Source organism: Myroides sp. (assembly GCF_032073645.1).
Classification (GTDB): domain Bacteria; phylum Bacteroidota; class Bacteroidia; order Flavobacteriales; family Flavobacteriaceae; genus Flavobacterium; species Flavobacterium odoratimimum.
This window is the reverse complement of the sequence record NZ_DAMANB010000015.1, coordinates 48673-69693: the sequence shown is the minus strand read 5'-3', so window position 1 is coordinate 69693 and position 21021 is coordinate 48673. Positions and strand designations below refer to the sequence as shown.

The window sequence follows — 21021 nt, the reverse complement described above, 5'->3', positions numbered from 1 at the left end:
ATACCTAAGTAGAGAAAGTTCTAAAGCGTTAATTAACTGTAAAAGAATTAGTCATTATAACATTAAATACACCTTTAACTCATTCTCTTTTGTATTTTTGTCAGTTCAAACTAAACTACCTATGTCAAGATTCAACCTATTAACTGTAAAAGAAGTTCGCAGAGAGACTCCTAATGCAGTATCAATAACATTTGATATTCCTGCCAACCTAAAAGAGGAATTTGCATTCACAGCAGGTCAATATCTTAATATTAAATACCAACACGAGGGGAAAGAGATTCGTAGAGCTTACTCTATCTGCTCTACTCCTACTAGTGGAGAAGTACGTGTAGCAGTAAAAAAAGTAGAACACGGTGTGTTCTCTACATTTGCTAATGACACACTGAAAGCTGGTGATCAGCTAGAAGTAGAAAGCCCAGAAGGAAGATTCACTTTTGAGCCAAATGATTCAGTAGCTAATAACTATGCAGCCTTTGCAGCAGGTAGCGGTATCACTCCTGTGATGTCTATACTAAAGACAGTATTAGAGCAAGAGCCTAACAGCAAGTTCGTACTAGTATACGGTAATAAAAATGCGGAAGAGGCTATCTTCCACGACGAATTATACAAACTACAAGAACAATACGCAGAGCGTCTATTCATCCACTTCGTTTACTCTCGTATTAGAGAGAACGATTCTATCTTCGGACGTATAGATAAAGCAGCAATCAACTTCGTAGTAAACAACAAACACAAAGATGTAGCGTTCGCTCGTTTCTTCTTATGTGGTCCAGAAGACATGATCGATACTGTAAGTGCTACTCTACAAGATAGAGGAGTTGCTAAAGACAAAATTGCTTTTGAGATCTTCACTCCTAACACAGATGGTGTAAACCCTGTACAGGCAGAAGGAGGTACTACTAAGGTGACTGCACTAGTAGATAACGAAGAAGCTAGCTTCGAGATGCCGAAGAGTGAAGTATTACTAAACGGTGTGCTTAAAGCCGGTATAGATGCTCCATACTCATGTCAGGGTGGTATCTGTAGCTCATGTATGTGTAAGATCGTTAAAGGATCTGCTGTGATGAAGAAGAACAGCATCCTTACAGATGATGAGATAGCAGACGGACTTATCCTATCATGTCAAGCTATCGTTACATCAGACGAAATCTATGTAGACTACGACGATATATAATAGATATACGATATAATCTAAGCTCTCCCACAGTGGAGAGCTTTTTTTTGCGATAATACTCCGAGGTGATAGTCTATTGCTCCCTATATGATAGGCTAGTGATAGGCTATTTTTGGTACTTTTAAGCCGACCAAATGCCCATCACATGCCGACCACATGCCGACCACATGCCGACCACCCCACAAAAAAAGGTAATAAAAGCACATTTAATACTTTAGAAATAATACTCAGATTGCAAATCCGGGTCGAAATATAAAACACATTAAAACATCACAATAAAAAAGAGCTGTACAAAGCATTATACTTCATACAGCCCTAAATCAATTATAGCTAATAACATTATATTAGCTATTCTAACATTTCACATATAGCTCTACTACCAAAAACTATCTTATTACAATAATTTTTTGTACCTGAAACCACTTCTTTTTAAAGGTAATTTCCATTTTACAGAATCATATAAAATATTAAAAATGCAGCCTATAACTATATATGTGTAAACATCTATAAGTTTTTTATCCTTATCAAAAGGGCTTCTTAAACTCTTCAATACTCTATAGTTACTTTCTATCATTTCATTATCCTCTTTGTTTAGTATCTTCATATTTAAAACACGTGAATGTAACTGAATTACTGTATAAAGAATATATACGTCGTGTTTAAAACATCTTGAACATGACAACATATCATGTAATAATTTCTCTTTTGTATTCATAATTTTATATTTAAAAGAAACAAACGTAAAAAGAAAACATACCATGAGATGTGACACGAAAAACGATAACTAAGTTGATATATAACTAATTATAAATTATAAAAAAAGAGCTGTACGAAGCATTATACTTCATACAGCCCTAAATCAATTATAGTTAACAGTGATAAATTAATAAATAGTAAGAGGCTCTCCCACCGCGTGGAAAAGCCTCTTTCAATCTATCACAACACTAAACTTACTAGTTTCTCATTTACTTGGTCAAAGTTGAATGACGTGTACACACGGTCAAACTCTCCTTTGATTGCTTCATTCATCAGGTTACCTACACTACCTTCATGTGTATGGTTTACCTCTTTTGACGGTTGATAAGTGCCTGCCTCTATCGACAGCCCTATCTCTTTATATGCTTCTCTAAAAGGCATCCCCTTTAGTACATAATCATTCACTACCTCAACGCTAAACAAATAGTCGTATTTCGGATCGCTTAATATCTCTTTATTCACCTCTATATTGTTCAACATCAGTTTAAGAATATCTAAACACTCTTTTAATGACGTGAAAGCTGGGAACAAGTTCTCTTTTAATAACTGAAGATCTCTGTGGTACCCAGAAGGCAAATTAGTAGTCATTAAGGCTATTTCGTTAGGCAAGGCTTGTATCTTATTACATCTTGAACGAATAAGCTCTAGAACGTCTGGATTCTTCTTATGTGGCATAATGCTCGAACCTGTAGTCAAATGATCTGGGAATTTGATAAAACCCATGTTCTGACTCATATACAAGCATCCATCCATCGCGAACTTAGCTAAAGTAGCTGCAATAGCACTTAGTCCTTGTGCTAAGATACGCTCCGTCTTCCCTCTGCCCATCTGTGCATAGACTACATTATAGTTCATAGACTGGAAGCCTAATAGTTCTGTAGTCATCTGCCTGTTTAGTGGAAATGATGAACCATAGCCCGCAGCCGAACCCAATGGGTTCTTATTCGTAACCTTCCACGCAGCTAGCATCATCTCTAAATCGTCTACAAGGCTCTCTGCATACGCCCCAAACCACAAGCCAAATGACGAAGGCATTGCGATTTGTAAATGCGTATAACCAGGCAGTAAAACATCTTTATACTGATTACTCAATTGCTGTAGTGTATCAAATACCTCCTTCGTCTTAGTAACTATCTCCTCTATCTCATGGCGAAAATAAAGTTTAAGGTCTACTAATACTTGGTCGTTTCTAGAACGTCCTGAATGTATCTTCTTACCAGCTTCACCTATTCTCCTAGTCAATAATAACTCTACTTGAGAGTGTATATCTTCTACATCATCTTCTATCTCGAATTGACCAGCTAATATCTCTTGGTATATCTGTTTTAATTCTTTTTGGATAAGGTCTAAGTCTTCTGACTCTAATAGCCCTATACTTTCTAACATCTGTGTATGTGCTAGTGACCCCATAACGTCAAATGCCGCTAGGTTCATATCTAACACTCTATCTTGTCCTACTGTGAAGGTATCTACATTACTATCTACAGTAGTGTTTTTTTGCCATAATTTCATTTGCTACACGATTTGCGTTAACATCTCTATATACAAGGCTATTCCCTCTTCTATCTCCTTTACATAGACGAATTCGTCTGCTGTATGCGAGCGAGCAGAGTCGCCAGGTCCACACTTAAGCGATGGAATACTTAACAAGGCTTGGTCACTCGTTGTAGGTGAGCCATACGTCTCTCTACCTAGTGCTATACCCGCCTGTACGATAGGGTGATCTTTAGCTATAGACGAAGGCTTTAGTCGAGTAGAACGCGCATTAACCTCGCAGTCTACATGCTGTCTCACCATCTCTAATACTTCTTCGTTTGTATAAGCATCTGTCACACGTACATCTACTACAAAATCACAAGTAGAAGGCACCACATTATGCTGTGTACCTGCATTGATCATCGTTACACTCATCTTGATAGGTCCAAACTCTTCAGATACCTTAGGGAACTGATAGGTATTAAACCACTCTATATCTTTTATTGCTTTAAATATCGCATTGTCTCCTTCATTACGCGCTGCATGTCCTGAGCGCCCATGAGCTACACAGTCGAGTACCATCAGTCCACGTTCTGCTACAGCTAAATGCATTTGTGTAGGTTCTCCTACGATAGCGAATTCTAATTCTCCTAATTTAGGTATTACAAATTCCAAGCCATCATTCCCCGATATCTCTTCTTCTGCCGTAGCAGCGATACAGAAGTTATACTTCATTCCTTCTTTCTCATAGAAGTGAAGAAATGTAGCGATTAAAGAGACCAAGCACCCTCCAGCATCATTACTCCCCAATCCGAACAACTTGCCATCTATAATCTCAGGCTTAAAAGGGTCACGAGTATAGTCTTTATTTGGTCTCACAGTATCATGGTGAGAGTTCAATAAGATCGTAGGCTTACTCGGATCATAGTGCTTATTAAACGCCCATACATTAAAAAGCTCTCGGTGAATAACTACTCCATGAGACTCTAAAAAGTTAGCGATTAGATCAGAAGTCAAGTGCTCTTCTTTACTAAAAGATGGAGATGCTATAAGGCTTTCTAATAAAGCTATTGCCTGTTGTGATAAGTTGTCTTTCATTGTGGTTTTGTATAGTTATGGGTAGTTGTCTTGTTATATTATATTAAAGTTGAATCGTAGTACCAGCTTTTATATCTAATAGATCCTCTGCTTTCTTGATACATACCTTATCTACTCCTTGGTTGACAGCCGCCAAAGCGTTCTCTATCTTTGGCAACATACCATCAGCTATCACCCCTTGTTGTTTTAGTTGTGTAAAGTTCTCTTGATTAATGGTAGTGATCACAGAGTTCTCATCGTTAATGTCTTGCAGTACCCCTTTGCGCTCAAAGCAATATACTAAGGCTACTTTATACTTAGTAGCGAGAGCAACTGCTATATTAGAGGCAATAGTATCTGCATTGGTATTTAGTAGTTGGCCTTCCTTATCAGCCGTAATCGCAGAGAATACAGGATTAATCCCTATCTCTAACAATTGTTGTAATCGAACCACATTCACATCGCTTGCTTCAAAGTCCCCTACATAACCATAGTCTATTGGCTCAGTAGGGCGTTTATGACTCTGTATCAGCTTAGCGTCTGCTCCTGAGATTCCCATCGCATCACAACCTCTTGCTTGAAGTTGCGCTGTGATTTGTTTGTTTATTAAACCCGCATACACCATTACAGCTATAGGCAACATCGCTTCGTCAGTGATACGACGCCCATTGACCATCTGAGTTTCTATCCCTAACTGCGCAGCCATACGCGTAGCTAATTTACCTCCACCATGTACTAAGACCTTAGGGCCTTCTATACGAGCATAGATGTCTAAAAAAGCGTTTAACGCAGACTCGTCATCGACGATATTACCTCCTATCTTAATAACTGTAAGGCTTTGCATATTTTATTGGTTTTTAAGCATTTCTTTTAATACAGCTTGTGCTGCCCATACTCTGTTCCCTGCTTCTTGTATCACGATAGCGTGCTCGCTATCTAATACTTCTGACGAGATTACTAAATCACGTCTAACAGGTAGGCAGTGCATTACTTTGGCTTGATTCGTTGCTTCTAATTTATCAAGAGTCAACATCCAAGACTTATCTGTACACGTTATCTGTCCGTAGTCTTCATAACTCGACCAGTTCTTTACATATACGAAGTCTGCATCTGCTAAAGCTTCATCCTGATTAGTAGTCACTGTAGCTCCTACTGTAAACTCCTCTTTCAGCGCATAACCCTCTGGATGAGTTACTACAAAGTCTACAAGACCTTCTGCCTGAGCTCTACACATCCACTCTGCGAAAGAGTTCGGTACTGCCTGCGGAAGTGCCTTAACGTGCGGTGCCCATGTCAATACTACTTTAGGTTTTTTGCCTTGAGGTACTAATTTATCTTGTGCAGCATCATAATTATAATCAAAGTGCTCTACTATGGTGATCAAGTCTGTGAAGCTCTGTAGGGGATGTCTTGTCGCGCTCTCTAAGCTCACTACAGGTTTGCCACAGTACTTAGCGAACTTGCTAAACAATTCTTCGCTATAGTCTTCCTCAGCATCTTTTAGCCCTGGGAACGAACGAAGTCCTAATATATCACAGTACTCTCCCATCACAGCTGCGGCTTCTCTAATATGCTCTGCTGTATTTCCGTCCATCACTACGCCGTCTTTAGTCTCTAAAGCCCAACCGTCTGATGTCATATTCATCACCATTACATTCATCCCTAAGTTAGCAGCAGCCTTCTGAGTACTCATCCTTGTACGCAAACTTGGGTTTAAGAATACTAAACCTATTGTTTTGTGCTTACCAAGAGTTTCTTCTGCAAAAGGGTTTGCCTTACACGCTAATGCGCTATTTACTGCTTTAGATAGAGAAGGTATATCGTTAACGGAAAAAAATTGTTTCATTGTAATTGTCTTTTTAGAATTGTTGTAATCTGTTGTTGAATTTATCCAAGAATAAATCTGCATCAGCTTGAGTCAGATTTAATGCTGGTAACAACCGAATTACATTAGGGCTTGCATTACCCGTGAAGATGTGGTCTTTCACTAATAGTTCTTTACGAACATCTTTTAACTCAGGAGCAAGGTCTATTCCGATCATCAGTCCTTTTCCTCTTACTTCCTGTATCTTGTCTAATTTCTTTAATTCATTGATTAAGTAATTTCCAACCTGTGCGGTATTTGCCATTAGGTTGTCTTGCTTCATTACTTCTAATACAGATAATGCTGCTGCACATGCTAAGTGATTTCCTCCAAAAGTAGTTCCTAACTGTCCATGCCAAGGCTTAAACTGCTCTCCTATCGCTATTGCTCCAATAGGGAATCCATTCCCCATTCCTTTCGCCATCGTATAGATATCAGCACTCACTCCACCGTCATTCACTGCGTAGAAAGCCCCTGTACGTCCATATCCACACTGTACTTCATCTGCGATAAATACTGCATCATATTGCGTAGTAAGACTTCTGATTTTCGCTAAGAAGCTATCTGTAGCTACCTTAATCCCACCTACACCTTGTATTCCTTCGATAATCACTGCTGTTACTTCATCACCGTAAGATGCGAAAGCTTGTTCAAGAGCTTGCTCATCGTTAAAAGGCAAGAACACAATGTTCTCTGTTTGATTGACTGGGGCAACTATCTTTGGGTTATCAGTAGCAGAAACAGCAAGAGAAGTTCTCCCATGAAAAGCTTTATCAAAAGCGATAACTTTCTTTTTACCATTATAAAAAGAAGCTAATTTTAAAGCATTTTCATTTGCTTCTGCTCCTGAATTACACAAAAACAATTGATAATTGTCCAACCCAGCTACTTCCCCTAATAAGGCAGCTAATTGCTGCTGAAGAGGGATTTCTATAGAATTAGAATAAAATCCGATTTTGTTTAATTGGTCCGTTAATCTCGCTACATAGTGCGGATGAGTATGTCCGATAGAGATCACAGCGTGCCCTCCATATAAGTCTAAATACTCTTGACCCGTGCTGTCATATACTCTACTCCCTAATCCTTTTACAATCTCGATAGGGTTAAGTGGGTATACATCATATAATTTCATCATAATTAATCGTTGTTAGAAAGCCGAAGCTTTTAGTTGTAAACCTGTTTTTTCGTCTAATCCGAATAGCAAGTTCATGTTTTGAACAGCTTGTCCGCTTGCTCCTTTCAGTAAGTTATCTATCGCACTAGTCACTAATACATCATTTTCATTCTTTACGATAGACACCAAGCATTTGTTCGTATTTACCACTTGCTTTAGGTCGATGCCCTTTTTACTTACGTGTGTAAATGGATGCGATGCATAATACGTATTGTACATGGTATAAAGCTCATCTTCTGTCAAAGTCGATTCAAACATCACACTTGCAAAAATCCCTCTAGCGAAGTCTCCTCTCTCTGGGATAAACTTAATGTTCTGTACATAGTCAGATTGTAGTTGTACAAGGCTTTCTCCTATCTCGCTAAGGTGTTGGTGAGTGAAGGCTTTATATACTGATATATTATTCGCTCTCCAACTAAAGTGAGATGTAGTAGATAAACTCTGTCCAGCTCCTGTAGACCCTGTCAAAGCATTGATATAAACAGACTCAGGCATCTTAGCTACATGTGCTAAAGGCAACAAGGCTAACTGTAATGCTGTAGCAAAACAACCTGGATTAGCTATATAATTCGCTTTCTTTATCTTCTCTTTATTCAACTCTGGCAAGCCGTAAACGAACTCTCCTGCTGTATCTTTTAATCTAAAGTCTTGGCTGAGGTCTATAATCTTAATCTCCTTATCAATGTCATTCTCTGCTAAGAACACTTTAGAATCTCCATGCCCCATACACAAAAACAATACATCGATATCCTCCATCAACACATTCGTAAAATGTAAGTCTGTATCTCCGAATAGGTCACTGTGAATCTCATATACCGGCTTACCAGCGCTACTGTTAGAGTGTACAAAGGTGATCTCTACTGCGGGATGAGGTAAGAGAAGTCTCAACAACTCTCCTCCCGTATAGCCAGCACCTCCTACTATTCCTACTTTTATTGTCTGCATAATTCTATTGGTCTTGGTTATTAACTTTGTGCCAAATCATGACTTGGTTACCAAAGATCTTAGAGAACCCTTTTACATCTTCGCCTGTCCATGCATTGTTCATCTCTCCATAGCTACCAAACTTATTAGACATTAGGTCATGCGCTGACTCTATACCTATCACTACAAAACGGTGTGGGTGTAACTCTACGATTACCTTACCACTTACAGTCTGCTGTGTACTGCTCAAGAATGCTTCCATATCTCTCATTACTGGATCGTGGAACTGTCCTTCGTGTAAGTAGTTACCATAGAATGATGCTAACTGTTCTTTCCAGCTCAGTTGCCACTTCGTCAACGTATGTTTCTCTAAAGTGTGGTGTGCTTTTACCAAGATGATAGGTCCTGCTGCTTCAAAACCAACTCTCCCTTTAATCCCGATAATCGTGTCTCCTACGTGGATATCTCTACCGATACCGAATGGTTGAGCTAAGTCTTGTAACTGTTGGATAACCTCAGTAGGTTTTAGTTTCTTACCATTTAAAGCTACTGGCTCACCCTTCTCAAAAGTAATCTCCACTGTCTCAGGAGTTGCTTTAGTCACTGGTGTAGGCCATGCCTCTTCTGGTAAATATAGATTAGAGGTTAGGGTTTCTTTTCCACCTACTGAAGTTCCCCATAAACCTTTATTAATTGAATATTTTGCTTTCTCTGCATTGATTTCGACACCGTGTTTTTGTAAGAACTCGATCTCTTCTTCTCTGCTTAATTTTAGATCTCTAATTGGCGTAATAATCTGTACACTAGGCACCAATATATTAAAGATCATATCAAAACGCACTTGGTCATTCCCTGCCCCTGTACTACCGTGAGCTACCGCTTCGGCACCAATCTTCTTAGCGTAGTTAGCAATAGCTGTAGCCTGACACACACGCTCAGCACTTACTGATAATGGGTAAGTAGCATTCTTCAATACGTTACCAAATATCAAGTACTTCACACTGTCATTATAGTAGTCTTCTGTCTCATCGATAGTCGTGTGAGAAGCAACTCCTAAAGCATACGCTTTCTCTTCGATAGCCTTCACTTCTACTGCATCAAATCCACCTGTGTTTACCACTACAGAGTGTACTTCATACCCTAATTCTTCTTTTAAATAAATTACACAGAAGCTCGTGTCTAATCCTCCGCTAAATGCTAATACAACTTTCTTATTATTCATGATTGATGTGTTTTAAAATTAAAATAGATGTGTTTTTTTGACTGTTTTCTTCAATTGCATTTGCAATCGTTTCAGCAATGAGTACTTTTTCTGCATATTTTTAAGTCTCTCTTTTGCTTTGGTCTTTTGGTCTATTTTATTCCGAAGCTCTTTTTCTTTATCTTCTGGGTTCCAAAGCATGGCTGTACAAAGACAGTTCTTCTTCTCTTTACTCTGTAAGATTTGGAAGTTTACACAACTCTCACACCCTTTCCAGAACATCTCATCCTGAGTAAGTTCTGAGTAAGGCACAGGTTCATAGCCTAAATCTGAGTTGATCTTCATAACAGCAAACCCTGTAGTTAGACCGAATATTTTAGCCTTTGGATATTTCTTTCTAGATAATTCAAAAACACATTTTTTAATAGCTTTTGCCAGTCCCTCTTTTCTAAAAACAGGGTTCACAATCAGTCCAGAATTGGCTACATAATCACCGTGACTCCAAGTCTCTATGTAACAAAAACCAGCCCAAGTACCATCAACATGTAGGGCGATAACAGCCTTACCTTCAACCATTTTATTGGCAACGTACTCTGGTTTTCTTCTAGCAATACCAGTCCCTCTAGCAAGAGCTGACTGAGCCATTTCTTCACAAATTTGTTCCGCATATCCTACGTGTGTTTCATTCGCAGGAATTACGATAAACTGATTTGAATTCATTTCAAAACAAGTGATTAAGAATCAAACGAGCCAAGATATTGATACCGAATAGGTACAATAATCCTCAGACTGTCTGAAAAGCATTAAAAATCAATGATATATGTACAGATATAATGCCAAAAAAGGCATTATACTAAAAAAAGGCTAAAAAAGATTAAGCCCGGGCGCGAGATGACCGCGATGTAGACAATGAGAAAACCGCAACAGTTGCTAAAGCAATGTTGTTAGAGATAAAAGTAATATTTAAATCGGTTCTCTTCATAAGTTTTATATCTGCTTAAATAAGCATGAACAAAGTTTTCTAATTAAAATTGGATTATGCAAGGTTTTTATTAAAAAAATAAAACATCGCTCAACACCTTACATACTAAGAGTTTGATCGTAATTGATTCAAAATATTTTTAGTCCAAATTGTCTAATATTTCATTTTGAACGTCATTTCTGCACTATTCCTATATTTAAAATAAGATAAAAACCATCTTTAAAAAGGGTATTTTATTCTCTAACTAAACGCTATAAAGATATCGTTTTCACCCCTAATATTCCACTAAATTAGCCTATAATAACGGTGATAAAATGGAATAAAAAAGAGGAATTATTCTCCAATAACACAATAAAAAAAGCCCTATTCAATGTCTCTTATAATAAGACACTGAATAGAGCTATAAGTATGTTTTTTACTATATTAGTAGCTAATTAAGCTCTTCACGTCATAGTTAGATAACTTATCTCTTCCGTGTAAGAATGATAGTTCCATTAAGAAGTTTACTTGTACTATCTCTCCTCCTAAACGCTCTACAAGCTTACATACAGCCTCTGCTGTACCTCCAGTAGCTAATACATCATCATGGATTAATACTTTCTCTCCTGGCTTAATCGAATCAGTATGTATCTCTAGGATATCTGTTCCGTACTCTAATCCATACGCTTCAGATATCGTGTCAAAAGGAAGTTTACCTGGTTTACGCACAGGAATAAATCCTGCTCCAAGCTTCTCTGCTAACAAAGTGGCAAAAAAGTAACCTCTACTCTCCATCCCTACTACTCTATCAATCTTCTTATCACCTACTAATGCTAATAGCTGATTAGTAGCTTCTACCATAGCTGCATGGTCATTTAATAATGGAGTGATATCTTTAAAACCAATACCTTCCTTCGGAAAATCTTGAATATCTCTAATATAATCTGCTATGTTCATAGTCAATATTTTATACTGTAAAAATACAATTATTTATCTGATTTTATTACTTCTATAACCTTGTCACACACTACTTGTGGATCTATTGTATGCATCGCATTCTCATATCCTTCTACAATCTTATTTCCATACACAGACGTAGGTAATAATGGATACTTTGATCTATCTGCAGTGATACAATAGTCTGCTGGTTGATTAAATGGTGCAAACCCCGCATAAGGATGTGTCGCTCCCCACAGAGTCACAACTTTCTTGCCAAGCATAGCTGCTATATGTGCATTTCCTGAATCCATTGATAGCATTACATCTAAATGCTGTATAAGATTAATCTCTATATCAAACTTCACCTTACCTGCCATCACGATTACATTATAGTTATCGCGCTTTAGCTGGTTCAATAAAGCTATTTCTTTTTCTCCTCCTCCAAATAAGAATATGATAGACTTCTCACGTTCTGCTAAGGAATCTACTACTTGTTGCATCAAGTTAAGAGGATACACTTTCGTATCATACTGTGCGAAAGGAGCAATTCCTATCCATACGGTATCTTTCTCCTTTACATATTGTAATAACTCTGGGGCTAACTCTGGTACAGCAGGGAACTGAGGATTAGTTAAATCCACTTTAAAACCAAGTTTAGCTAATGTATTCTGATGATTAGAAAACATCGTGGGCAACTGTTTAAAGACTTTGTTCTCTGCTCGAGTAAGTTCTTTCTTTCCTTCTCTTCCTTTGTCTAATGCGGCTACTTTAGTACCACTTAAACTAAATAAGGTTCTGATAATCTGCGCTCGTAGTACATTGTGAAAATCAGCAAAATAATCAATCTTAAGCTTCTTTAAGTCACTAAATAATCTAATCAAACCTAAGAATCCTTTGTGTCGTTTCTTTACGTCAACTGCAAAGAAATCAACCCTGTCTATATCTTTAAAAAAAGGTTTGAAAAAAGGACGAGATACTACAGTCACTCGTACATCTGGATGCTGTGCTACTAAAGCACGCACTACAGGCACTGTCATAGCGACATCCCCCATAGCAGACAATCTAAATACCAATATATGTTTCAACTGTGCCACAACTAGTTAAATTAGGTTATGAACAAGAAAAGCGTGAATACTCACGCTTTCTATATTTTTTTATCAAAGATATGATTATTTCTTGTTTTGGTACAATACAGGGTTTAATTCCTCATCATTGTACATTTTCATTTGCTTGTATACTTTCATATACTTATCTCCATTAGCGATATCATTTAATAAATCATCGATAGCAGTAGTTAAGTCTTTCTTTTGTTCTAAAAGTACATCCAATTTAGCTTGACATTTATCTCTGTGATCTTGAGTAGCTTCAGGTCTAGTAGCTTCTTCATTCATGTGATAAATCTTAAGAGCTAAGATAGATAGTCTGTCAATAGCCCAAGCTGGACTCTCAGAGTTAATCTTAGCAGTTGCTTTTACTTGAACATCTTTGTGTTTTTGTAAGAAATAGCTATCAATATATTCTACCATATCTGTACGCTCTTGATTCGAAGCATCAATTCTTCTTTTCAAAGTTAATGCAGCTACAGGATCGATCTGTGGATCGCGGATAATATCTTCGAAATGCCATTGAACAGTGTCAATCCAGTTCTTTAAATACAATAAATGTTTGATATCATCTTTTGGATATGGGTTGTTGATTGGCTGGTCAACATTATCAAATTTATGATAGTCACGAATACTCTCTTCGAATATTGGAAATGCTAATTCTGAAAACATACTAATTATTTTATTTACAAATATAGTTTTTATACCTTTATCGTACTAATTATACCGAGATGAAAATTCATTATATTTCAGCAGAAAACAGTATCCTGAACCACTTTCTAGCACAACTTAGAGACGTTAATATCCAAAAAGATAGCATGCGATTTAGAAAAAATATCGAGCGAATCGGAGAGATTATGTCTTATGAGTTAAGCAAGAAGTTACCTTATAAAGATATTGCTGTACAAACTCCTCTAGGAGTAAAACACACAACGTGCATTGAAGACAATGTAGTATTATGTTCTATCCTACGTGCTGGATTAGCTCTACACACAGGGTTTATGAACTTCTTTGACAATGCTGAGAATGGATTCGTATCTGCTTATCGCCGTCATGGAAAACACGGTGAGGCTAGTGAGATCTTAGTTGAGTATCAAGCGGCACCTTCATTCCAAGACAAAATATTGATCCTTATTGACCCTATGTTAGCTACAGGACAATCTCTAGTAGCTGTAATCAATAAGCTAATGGCTGAAGAAAAGCCAAAAGAACTACATATAGCTGTAGTTATCGCTGCTCCTGAAGGAGTACAATACTTAGAAGAAAACCTTCCTGATAATGTAAATCTATGGGTAGCTACTCTAGATGAGAAATTAGATGATCACAATTATATCGTACCAGGACTAGGTGATGCTGGAGATCTAGCATACGGACACAAACTATAATACTAACTGCATGAAGTAGAAGAATACTCCTAGTCCAAATACACTGTATACTATGGCTTCTCTTCTCCACTTCTGTGGAATATCTTCTATATAATTAGCTCCTAATACAGCTAATGGGAAGAAAGTAAATATTAAAGTTCCGTTGTTTTTATCAGCAGAAATCACATAAATAGCAACGCCTATAAGGAAAGATAACAGTATTTTCTTATAGGTGCTTTGCATATTAAAAGGCTTCGAAGAAATACTCGCTGCTTGGCTAACAAAGAATAGTAAAGCAATAGGTACATAGACTGCCAAAGCAATATTCTGATATACGTTTTCAAAATACATAAAGTCAAAGCTCACTCTACACTTCTCCCAGAACCAGTCATAATAACTACCGTCTGTAATCACTAAGTACAATTCTAAAAATATAGAAACACAGAAAAAAGCAATAATTGGGATAAACCAGTTTCTATAATCTTTTGCTCCAAAATAAGTTATCGCAAAGAACAATAGAAGTAAAAATAATACACTCCAAAAGTGAAATAACCCTGCTACAAAAATCCATAAAGAGGTATCAAACATCTTCTCCTTAGACTGCTTCAATGAATGCAATGAGAATATTCTTCTCAGAGCCAACATGATAAAGTAGTTGGCTATAATAACCTTACTATGTACTAAAACAGTAGGGAATAGCATTAAAAAAGAGACGAATAAAAGAGGTACATAAGCATTGTCCCTTACTAATCGATTACGAGTAGCAATAAACTGTGATAAATACATCATCACCATTAGCAAAGCTAGTAAAACAGTTCTTTTACCAAACTCATAAGTAGTCCAAACCAACTGATCTTGGTCTATAAATAAGTACAAAACACTGATTAATAGAATTAAGATGGTCAGTATAATGTAATTAATTGGTTTTGTTTTACTAAAAATACTTGCTAACATTTATATATTTTATATTTTTGTACATATTAAGCCTATACTTCCATTTTATCGGTTGAATAAGTTTAGTAACGGATTAATAAAATAATTTTATTTAATTTAAAATAAAGTACAATGACTTCATTTTTTCTTGGATTAGGATTCCTTTTTGAAAAAGTTCTATTTATTCCAATGGATCTTTTTGCAAAATTAGAATTAACAAATTGGTGGACTGCAAATATTATTACTTGGGCGTTTATCCTTATTACTTGCTACTATTTTGCTTTTTGGTTAAAACAACTAAAAATCTTCAAAGCAAATAATGAAGATGACCAAGATACTACAGCCCACTCATTTTTAAAATAGTTTCGATTTTTACAAATCGAAACCTATATCTGAACGGTAATAAATCTTATCGAAATTTAGCTTAGCTATGTTTTGATAAGATTTTTTTAATGCTTCATCGTAACTGTTTCCATAAGATGTAACAGCTAATACACGACCACCATTAGTCACTACTTCTCCATCTTTTAGTGCTGTTCCAGCATGGAATACAATAGAGTCTGTTACGTCATCTATACCTGTAATTACTTTTCCTTTCTCATACTCTTCAGGATAACCACCCGATACTAACATTACTGTAGTAGCTGTGCGCTCATCTAACTCTATCTCTACTGTATCAAGTGTTTCGTTAGCCACTGCTTCAAAAAGATCTACTAAATCAGTCTTCACTCTAGGCATCACCACTTCTGTCTCAGGATCTCCCATACGTACATTATACTCGATCACGAATGGATCATCTCCAACCTTAATCAATCCAATGAATACGAAACCTTTAAAGTCTAAGTTGTCTTCTTGCAATCCTCTTACAGTAGGAATAACTACTCTCTCTTCTACTTTCTTTAAAAAGTCATCAGTAGCAAAAGGAACTGGAGAAACTGCTCCCATACCTCCTGTATTTAACCCTTTATCTCCTTCTCCTATTCTCTTGTAGTCTTTTGCTGTTGGTAATAACTTATATGATTTACCATCCGTTAATACAAAACAACTCAATTCTATACCAGACAAGAATTCTTCAATAACTACTTTAGAACTAGCATCACCAAACTTAGCATCTACTAACATATTCTCTAACTCCGCCTTAGCTTCATTGATGTCTTCTAAAATAACTACTCCTTTACCTGCTGCTAATCCATCTGCTTTCAATACATAAGGAGCTTTTACTGTCTCTAAGAACTTCTTCCCTTCTTCTACTGTATCTTTTGTGAAAGTAGCATAACCAGCTGTCGGTATATTATGTTTAAATAAAAACTCTTTAGCGAAGTCTTTACTTCCTTCTAATTGTGCTCCTTTCATAGAAGGTCCTATTACAGGAATATGATTTACTAGATCATCTCCTTTAAAGAAATCTACAATTCCTTTTACAAGAGGATCTTCAGGTCCTACTACCACCATATCAATCTTATGCTCTAGAACAGTCTTCTTTACTGCTTCAAAATCATTTGGATTGACCGCTATATTCTTAGCAATTTTCGCTGTACCAGCATTTCCTGGTGCTACGAATAACTCTTCACATTTAGAACTTTGAAGCATTTTCCAAGCAAGTGCGTGCTCACGTCCTCCTGAACCTAATAGTAAAATTTTCATTAATTGTGTTGTTTGTTATTAAACACCAAAAATAAATATAAATAACACAATAACGAAAGTTACTCTAAAGAAAAAAGCATCTAATTTAGTTTAGATGCTTTCCTATTAATATGCTTTTTTTTCTCCTTTAAAAACATTGTAAACAGTAAGATACACAATCTTTAAATCTAAGAGTATAGACCAGTTCTCTAAATAAAACAAATCATACTTGAATCGATTAATAATATCTCTATCTGTTTCTATTTCTCCTCTATATCCATGTGTCTGTGCCATCCCTGTAATTCCAGGCTTGATAAGGTGACGTAGCATAAACTTGTTTACTCTCTTTGAATATAACTTCGTATGAACCACCATATGAGGTCTAGGCCCTACGATAGACATATCTCCTAAAAAGACATTGATAAACTGAGGGAATTCATCTAAGCTAGTTTTACGAATAAAAGCTCCTATCTTAGTTACACGCATATCATTCTTAGTCGCTTGCTTCTGATCACAATCATCATTAACAGCCATAGACCTGAACTTATAACATACAAACTCTTCATCATTGACTCCAGTTCTTTTTTGTTTAAAGAATACAGGTCCTTTAGATTCTCTTTTAATCAAAATAGCGAGTAAAGGAAATAACCAAGACAACACAAATACAATCACTAAAGAAGAGAATACAATATCAAATAACCTTTTTAATAACTTATTATAGGGCTTATCCAAAGGAATAACACGTCTAGGGACAATAGCTATCAAGTCATAATAGTCTACCTTCAGATTATGTGTAATAATCTGTTTTTGGGTAGGTACATACTTTAATGTTACTAAATTATTATCTGCCAACTCTAACAATCTATGATAATCCTCCCCTTGGATTATTGAAAACTGTATATAAATCTCATCTACCTTATTCTCCAAGATAAGTTGTTCTATCTCATCTACTTTTTCTAAACATAATACATCATCATAAGTAGCAACTATTCTATATCCAAGATCTCCTCTCTTTATAAACAGTTTATTTAATAAAGATATTTCCTTACTCTTTCCTATTAAAATGATATTTCTAGAGTTCCCCCCTAGTACTTTTCGAAAATACTTTAAAGAGAAAAAGATAAAAAACTTCACTCCTGTAATAATCCCAAAAGCATATACACAGTATAGGAATATATCTAAAGGTTCTGCAAACCTAGCTGCAATCCCGTTAAAAGAGGTAATCAATACTAAGATCAGAACAAACTGCTTTACTATTTTCTCTCCAATCTTAACTACTCGTGTATGGCGGAAGACTCCATAGAAGTCGCTCATCCATGCTGCAATAATCCAACCAATAGTAATGACTAAATGAAATAGATATACTCCTTTTAAACTAGAGAAGTATAAAGCTGCCATTGTATTGATTACAAACAAATCAATAGCTATAGTCAATGGTCTAATTAAATACGAATATCTACCTGAATTTTTACTCACTAATATATATACTTTGAAAAATCTTTATGTTCTTCTCTTAATAAATCCTCACTTGAATAAGCTTTAAAGTACTCATACGTCAACTTCATACCCTCACTTCTACCGACTTTTGGTTCCCAACCTAATATTTTCTTAGCCTTCTCAATACTAGGACAACGTTGTAAAGGGTCATTTATTGGTAAATCCTTATAAATAATCTTTTGTTCTGACTGAGTAAGGGCAATAATCTCTTTAGCAAAGTCTAATATTGTAATCTCATCTGGATTTCCAATATTAACTGGTAGGTGATAGTCTGATAACAGTAATCTATAGATACCTTCAACTTGATCATCTACATAACAGAAAGATCTAGTCTGACTACCATCACCAAAGACAGTTAAATCTTCTCCTCTTAATGCTTGCCCAATAAATGCAGGTATAACACGTCCATCATTAAGTCTCATACGAGGGCCATAAGTGTTGAAAATACGTACTATCCTTGTTTCTACATTATGAAATGTATGATATGCCATAGTAATAGATTCTTGGAATCGTTTAGCTTCATCATATACCCCTCTTGGTCCTATCGTATTTACATTTCCGTAATATTCTTCTGTCTGTGGATGTACTAATGGATCTCCATATATCTCTGATGTAGATGCTATCAAAATACGTGCTCCTTTTACACGAGCTAAGCCAAGTAGATTATGCGTTCCTAATGAACCTACTTTTAGCGTCTGAATAGGTATCTTTAAATAATCTATCGGACTCGCTGGTGATGCGAAATGAAGTATATAATCTAATTCTCCAGGTATATGCACAAACTTCGTTACATCATGATGATAAAACTCAAAGTTCTCTAATTGAAATAGGTGTTGGATATTCTTTAAATCACCTGTGATTAGATTATCCATTCCTATTACGTGAAAACCTTCAGCTATAAAACGATCACATAAATGCGAGCCTAAAAAACCTGCTGCTCCTGTTATTAATATTTTTTTCATCCTTTTCTAAACTTCTCTTTAACTACTAAAAAAATAAACTTACCATTGGTAATAAAGCTTCTTTTCCACATTCTCTTAGGTTCTTGAAGAAATCTATAAAACCATTCCATTCCACATTGTTGAACCCATAGAGGAGCGCGCTTTACCTTTCCTGAAACAACATCAAAACTTCCACCTACCCCCATAGTAAAACCTATTAAAGATAATTCCTCTTTGTATGTTGACAAGAATATTTCTTTTTTTGGAGAGCTAATTGCTACAAATAAATAAGTAGCTTTACTATTCACAATATCTTGTACAATACTGGGTTCCTCTTCTTTTGTAAAGTATCCATTACGATACCCTCCTATAACTTGATCACCATATTTTTCTTTAAACTTATCTGCTACCTTACTTACAACTTCTTCATTTGCACCTAACAAATAGACTGATTCTCCTCTATTTGCAGCATTTTCTACAAGTTTGACGAACAAATCAACTCCTGATACTCGTTCTTTCAATGATTTTTTTAAGAATTTAGAGGCCCATACCACAGCCATTCCGTCAGCATTAACTAGATCAGCATTCTTAATACTATCAAACAACTCTATATCACTTTGCATATTTACAAGTTTAGCAGCATTAACCACTATATGCATAATAGGTTCTTTAGTATCTATAGATTTATTAATAACATCTAATGTCTCATTCATAGACAAATTATCAATGGAAATATCAAAAATTTCTTCTTTCATTTTTCAAATTAATTAATGTAAAAATACTTGCATAAAAACTAAAAAATATAATAGCCATATTACGATATAAAATAGAATCAAATAAAGAACCAACACCTATAATTACAAATAAAAACAAGAAAGTAAAATTTTTTGCTCTAATATTATGTATTACATTAACTACAAGAAAATAGAAAAACAAAGCAACTCCTACTAAACCATATTCAATAAAAAAAGACAAATACTGATTATGAGGTCCGTACTTTTCTTTTACTGCATAAATTAATCCTTCTTGTTTATAAGCTTCCAGTGAAATTCTATCTTCACTTCCTGATCCAGAGCCTACAAAAGGATGTTCCATTCCTTTATAAAAAATAGCTTCCCATCTACTCCATCTGCTATCATTTTTAAACTCTCCACTATAAGATGTTCCCTTATTCTCAGTTAGCTCCCATACAACTTGGCTTGAAATTCTTTCATAAAGATATGTTCCTTTTAAAACCTGATTCAGCCCCAAAGAAGAGAATATTACCAAAGAGACCACTATCAATAGTTGTATCCCACCTTTGCGATACTTTACAAATAAAACAAATGCTCTTATTATACAAAATAATATATATAATGTTAATAGTAAAAAAGGGCTTCTACTATTTAAAAACAACAAACAAATTACTAAAACAAAAACTAATAGAACTCTTACAGTTTTATGAAATACAGTTTTATTTTCTAAAACAATTACCAATGCAAATACTACATAGAAACCATAGAAAACTGGATGAAAGTCAAGCAAAGAAGCAAATACGTGATAAGTAAAATCATAACTAAAAATATCTCTTTCTAAAACTATACTTTGCCCCTTAAATAAATAATAGTTATAGAAATTATTTAATATCAATATACAACTAGATACAAACGTTCCACCAACAAATGCCTTAAATGAAACATCCTTAATCTTCTGTAAAAAAACTAAAGGAAAAAAACTAAATATTATAGGTATAAGTAAATAAGAAGAAAACCTCTCAATCAATTTTATTGAATTCTTCAGATCTTCTGTATAAAGTAAACCTAAAATCAATAATACAAAAATAAAAACAGTCGTCTTAAAGCTATTTTTTACATATATTTTTAATCCATAAATCTCTAAATTCTTTCGATTCTTATAAATATAGAATAATACACTGACTACTAATAAGCCTAAACCTATATTAGCCAACTTTGTGTAAATAGGTATTAAAAAACAAAATAACGATGTCCCTAATAAAACTAATTTCCTTTCCATT

General features: G+C 35.5%; 20 protein-coding genes. 3 read left to right on the top strand and 17 right to left on the bottom strand.

The features are described 5' to 3' along the window. Positions 1-121: 121 nt before the first annotated feature. Positions 122-1174, top strand: coding sequence for a ferredoxin--NADP reductase (locus tag RT228_RS11900; RefSeq protein ID WP_313138688.1), 1053 nt, complete (start codon positions 122-124; stop codon positions 1172-1174). 936 nt (positions 1175-2110) lie between these two features. Here the strand turns inward: RT228_RS11900 and argH are convergent. The 11 genes from argH to RT228_RS11845 form a co-directional block, all read right to left on the bottom strand. After that, on the bottom strand, positions 2111-3442 hold the full coding sequence (argH, locus tag RT228_RS11895) for an argininosuccinate lyase (protein ID WP_006260424.1): 1332 nt from the start codon (positions 3440-3442) through the stop codon (positions 2111-2113). 3 nt (positions 3443-3445) lie between these two features. Then, positions 3446-4504, bottom strand: a complete 1059-nt coding sequence (locus RT228_RS11890; RefSeq protein WP_006260425.1) for a M20 family metallo-hydrolase — start codon at positions 4502-4504, stop codon at positions 3446-3448. Between the two features lie 43 nt (positions 4505-4547). Then, positions 4548-5327, bottom strand: a complete 780-nt coding sequence (gene argB / locus RT228_RS11885) for an acetylglutamate kinase (RefSeq protein ID WP_006260427.1) — start codon at positions 5325-5327, stop codon at positions 4548-4550. A 3-nt stretch (positions 5328-5330) separates the two neighbouring features. After that, complete coding sequence (locus tag RT228_RS11880; protein WP_006257996.1) at positions 5331-6329, bottom strand: acetylornithine carbamoyltransferase; 999 nt, start codon at positions 6327-6329, stop codon at positions 5331-5333. Positions 6330-6342: 13 nt separating this feature from the next. Further along, entirely contained in the window at positions 6343-7482 is a 1140-nt protein-coding gene (locus tag RT228_RS11875) for an aspartate aminotransferase family protein (RefSeq protein ID WP_006260428.1), read from the bottom strand. Between the two features lie 12 nt (positions 7483-7494). After that, positions 7495-8466, bottom strand: a complete 972-nt coding sequence (gene argC / locus RT228_RS11870; protein ID WP_006260429.1) for an N-acetyl-gamma-glutamyl-phosphate reductase — start codon at positions 8464-8466, stop codon at positions 7495-7497. Between the two features lie 4 nt (positions 8467-8470). Next, positions 8471-9667, bottom strand: a complete 1197-nt coding sequence (argG, locus tag RT228_RS11865) for an argininosuccinate synthase (RefSeq protein WP_006257993.1) — start codon at positions 9665-9667, stop codon at positions 8471-8473. Between the two features lie 18 nt (positions 9668-9685). Then, positions 9686-10366, bottom strand: coding sequence for an N-acetyltransferase (locus tag RT228_RS11860; protein WP_006257992.1), 681 nt, complete (start codon positions 10364-10366; stop codon positions 9686-9688). 685 nt (positions 10367-11051) lie between these two features. After that, entirely contained in the window at positions 11052-11564 is a 513-nt protein-coding gene (locus RT228_RS11855; protein WP_006257991.1) for an adenine phosphoribosyltransferase, read from the bottom strand. A gap of 29 nt (positions 11565-11593) precedes the next feature. Next, on the bottom strand, positions 11594-12640 hold the full coding sequence (locus RT228_RS11850) for a glycosyltransferase family 9 protein (RefSeq protein ID WP_006260431.1): 1047 nt from the start codon (positions 12638-12640) through the stop codon (positions 11594-11596). A 75-nt stretch (positions 12641-12715) separates the two neighbouring features. Beyond that, positions 12716-13321 carry a DUF4254 domain-containing protein gene (locus RT228_RS11845; protein WP_006260432.1) on the bottom strand — a complete coding sequence of 202 codons (606 nt, stop codon included), beginning with the start codon at positions 13319-13321 and terminating at the stop codon, positions 12716-12718. A gap of 59 nt (positions 13322-13380) precedes the next feature. Here RT228_RS11845 and upp point away from each other — a divergent pair, with 59 nt between their 5' ends. Further along, positions 13381-14034: a uracil phosphoribosyltransferase gene (gene upp / locus RT228_RS11840; protein WP_006257988.1), complete on the top strand. Its 654-nt coding sequence runs from the start codon at positions 13381-13383 to the stop codon at positions 14032-14034. Here the strand turns inward: upp and RT228_RS11835 are convergent. After that, positions 14029-14967, bottom strand: a complete 939-nt coding sequence (locus RT228_RS11835) for a DUF6427 family protein (RefSeq protein ID WP_006257987.1) — start codon at positions 14965-14967, stop codon at positions 14029-14031. The two genes, upp and RT228_RS11835, sit on opposite strands and share 6 nt — an antisense overlap. A 111-nt stretch (positions 14968-15078) precedes the next feature. On the opposite strand from RT228_RS11835, the gene RT228_RS11830 reads away from it, so the two are divergent. Beyond that, positions 15079-15309 carry a DUF6341 family protein gene (locus RT228_RS11830; protein ID WP_006257986.1) on the top strand — a complete coding sequence of 77 codons (231 nt, stop codon included), beginning with the start codon at positions 15079-15081 and terminating at the stop codon, positions 15307-15309. 9 nt (positions 15310-15318) lie between these two features. Here RT228_RS11830 and purD read toward each other — a convergent pair whose 3' ends face one another. The 5 genes from purD to RT228_RS11805 form a co-directional block, all read right to left on the bottom strand. Beyond that, positions 15319-16590 carry a phosphoribosylamine--glycine ligase gene (purD, locus tag RT228_RS11825; protein WP_006260435.1) on the bottom strand — a complete coding sequence of 424 codons (1272 nt, stop codon included), beginning with the start codon at positions 16588-16590 and terminating at the stop codon, positions 15319-15321. 105 nt (positions 16591-16695) lie between these two features. Then, positions 16696-18045, bottom strand: coding sequence for an exopolysaccharide biosynthesis polyprenyl glycosylphosphotransferase (locus RT228_RS11820; RefSeq protein WP_006257984.1), 1350 nt, complete (start codon positions 18043-18045; stop codon positions 16696-16698). Beyond that, entirely contained in the window at positions 18045-19028 is a 984-nt protein-coding gene (locus RT228_RS11815; RefSeq protein ID WP_006257983.1) for a UDP-glucuronic acid decarboxylase family protein, read from the bottom strand. The genes RT228_RS11820 and RT228_RS11815 overlap by 1 nt, the downstream gene beginning before the upstream one ends. Beyond that, on the bottom strand, positions 19025-19762 hold the full coding sequence (locus RT228_RS11810) for a WecB/TagA/CpsF family glycosyltransferase (protein ID WP_006257982.1): 738 nt from the start codon (positions 19760-19762) through the stop codon (positions 19025-19027). Before RT228_RS11810 ends, RT228_RS11815 begins: the two co-directional genes overlap by 4 nt. Beyond that, positions 19743-21020: an O-antigen ligase family protein gene (locus RT228_RS11805; protein WP_006257981.1), complete on the bottom strand. Its 1278-nt coding sequence runs from the start codon at positions 21018-21020 to the stop codon at positions 19743-19745. Before RT228_RS11805 ends, RT228_RS11810 begins: the two co-directional genes overlap by 20 nt. Between the last annotated feature and the right edge of the window lies 1 nt (position 21021).

Coding starts and splice junctions, on each gene's coding strand:
- RT228_RS11900 (WP_313138688.1), top strand. CDS start 122: ATGTCAAGATTCAACCTATTAACTGTAAAAGAAGTTCGCAGAGAGACT.
- argH (WP_006260424.1), bottom strand. CDS start 3,442: ATGAAATTATGGCAAAAAAACACTACTGTAGATAGTAATGTAGATACC.
- RT228_RS11890 (WP_006260425.1), bottom strand. CDS start 4,504: ATGAAAGACAACTTATCACAACAGGCAATAGCTTTATTAGAAAGCCTT.
- argB (WP_006260427.1), bottom strand. CDS start 5,327: ATGCAAAGCCTTACAGTTATTAAGATAGGAGGTAATATCGTCGATGAC.
- RT228_RS11880 (WP_006257996.1), bottom strand. CDS start 6,329: ATGAAACAATTTTTTTCCGTTAACGATATACCTTCTCTATCTAAAGCA.
- RT228_RS11875 (WP_006260428.1), bottom strand. CDS start 7,482: ATGATGAAATTATATGATGTATACCCACTTAACCCTATCGAGATTGTA.
- argC (WP_006260429.1), bottom strand. CDS start 8,466: ATGCAGACAATAAAAGTAGGAATAGTAGGAGGTGCTGGCTATACGGGA.
- argG (WP_006257993.1), bottom strand. CDS start 9,667: ATGAATAATAAGAAAGTTGTATTAGCATTTAGCGGAGGATTAGACACG.
- RT228_RS11860 (WP_006257992.1), bottom strand. CDS start 10,366: ATGAATTCAAATCAGTTTATCGTAATTCCTGCGAATGAAACACACGTA.
- RT228_RS11855 (WP_006257991.1), bottom strand. CDS start 11,564: ATGAACATAGCAGATTATATTAGAGATATTCAAGATTTTCCGAAGGAA.
- RT228_RS11845 (WP_006260432.1), bottom strand. CDS start 13,321: ATGTTTTCAGAATTAGCATTTCCAATATTCGAAGAGAGTATTCGTGAC.
- upp (WP_006257988.1), top strand. CDS start 13,381: ATGAAAATTCATTATATTTCAGCAGAAAACAGTATCCTGAACCACTTT.
- RT228_RS11835 (WP_006257987.1), bottom strand. CDS start 14,967: ATGTTAGCAAGTATTTTTAGTAAAACAAAACCAATTAATTACATTATA.
- RT228_RS11830 (WP_006257986.1), top strand. CDS start 15,079: ATGACTTCATTTTTTCTTGGATTAGGATTCCTTTTTGAAAAAGTTCTA.
- purD (WP_006260435.1), bottom strand. CDS start 16,590: ATGAAAATTTTACTATTAGGTTCAGGAGGACGTGAGCACGCACTTGCT.
- RT228_RS11815 (WP_006257983.1), bottom strand. CDS start 19,028: ATGAAAAAAATATTAATAACAGGAGCAGCAGGTTTTTTAGGCTCGCAT.
- RT228_RS11810 (WP_006257982.1), bottom strand. CDS start 19,762: ATGAAAGAAGAAATTTTTGATATTTCCATTGATAATTTGTCTATGAAT.
- RT228_RS11805 (WP_006257981.1), bottom strand. CDS start 21,020: ATGGAAAGGAAATTAGTTTTATTAGGGACATCGTTATTTTGTTTTTTA.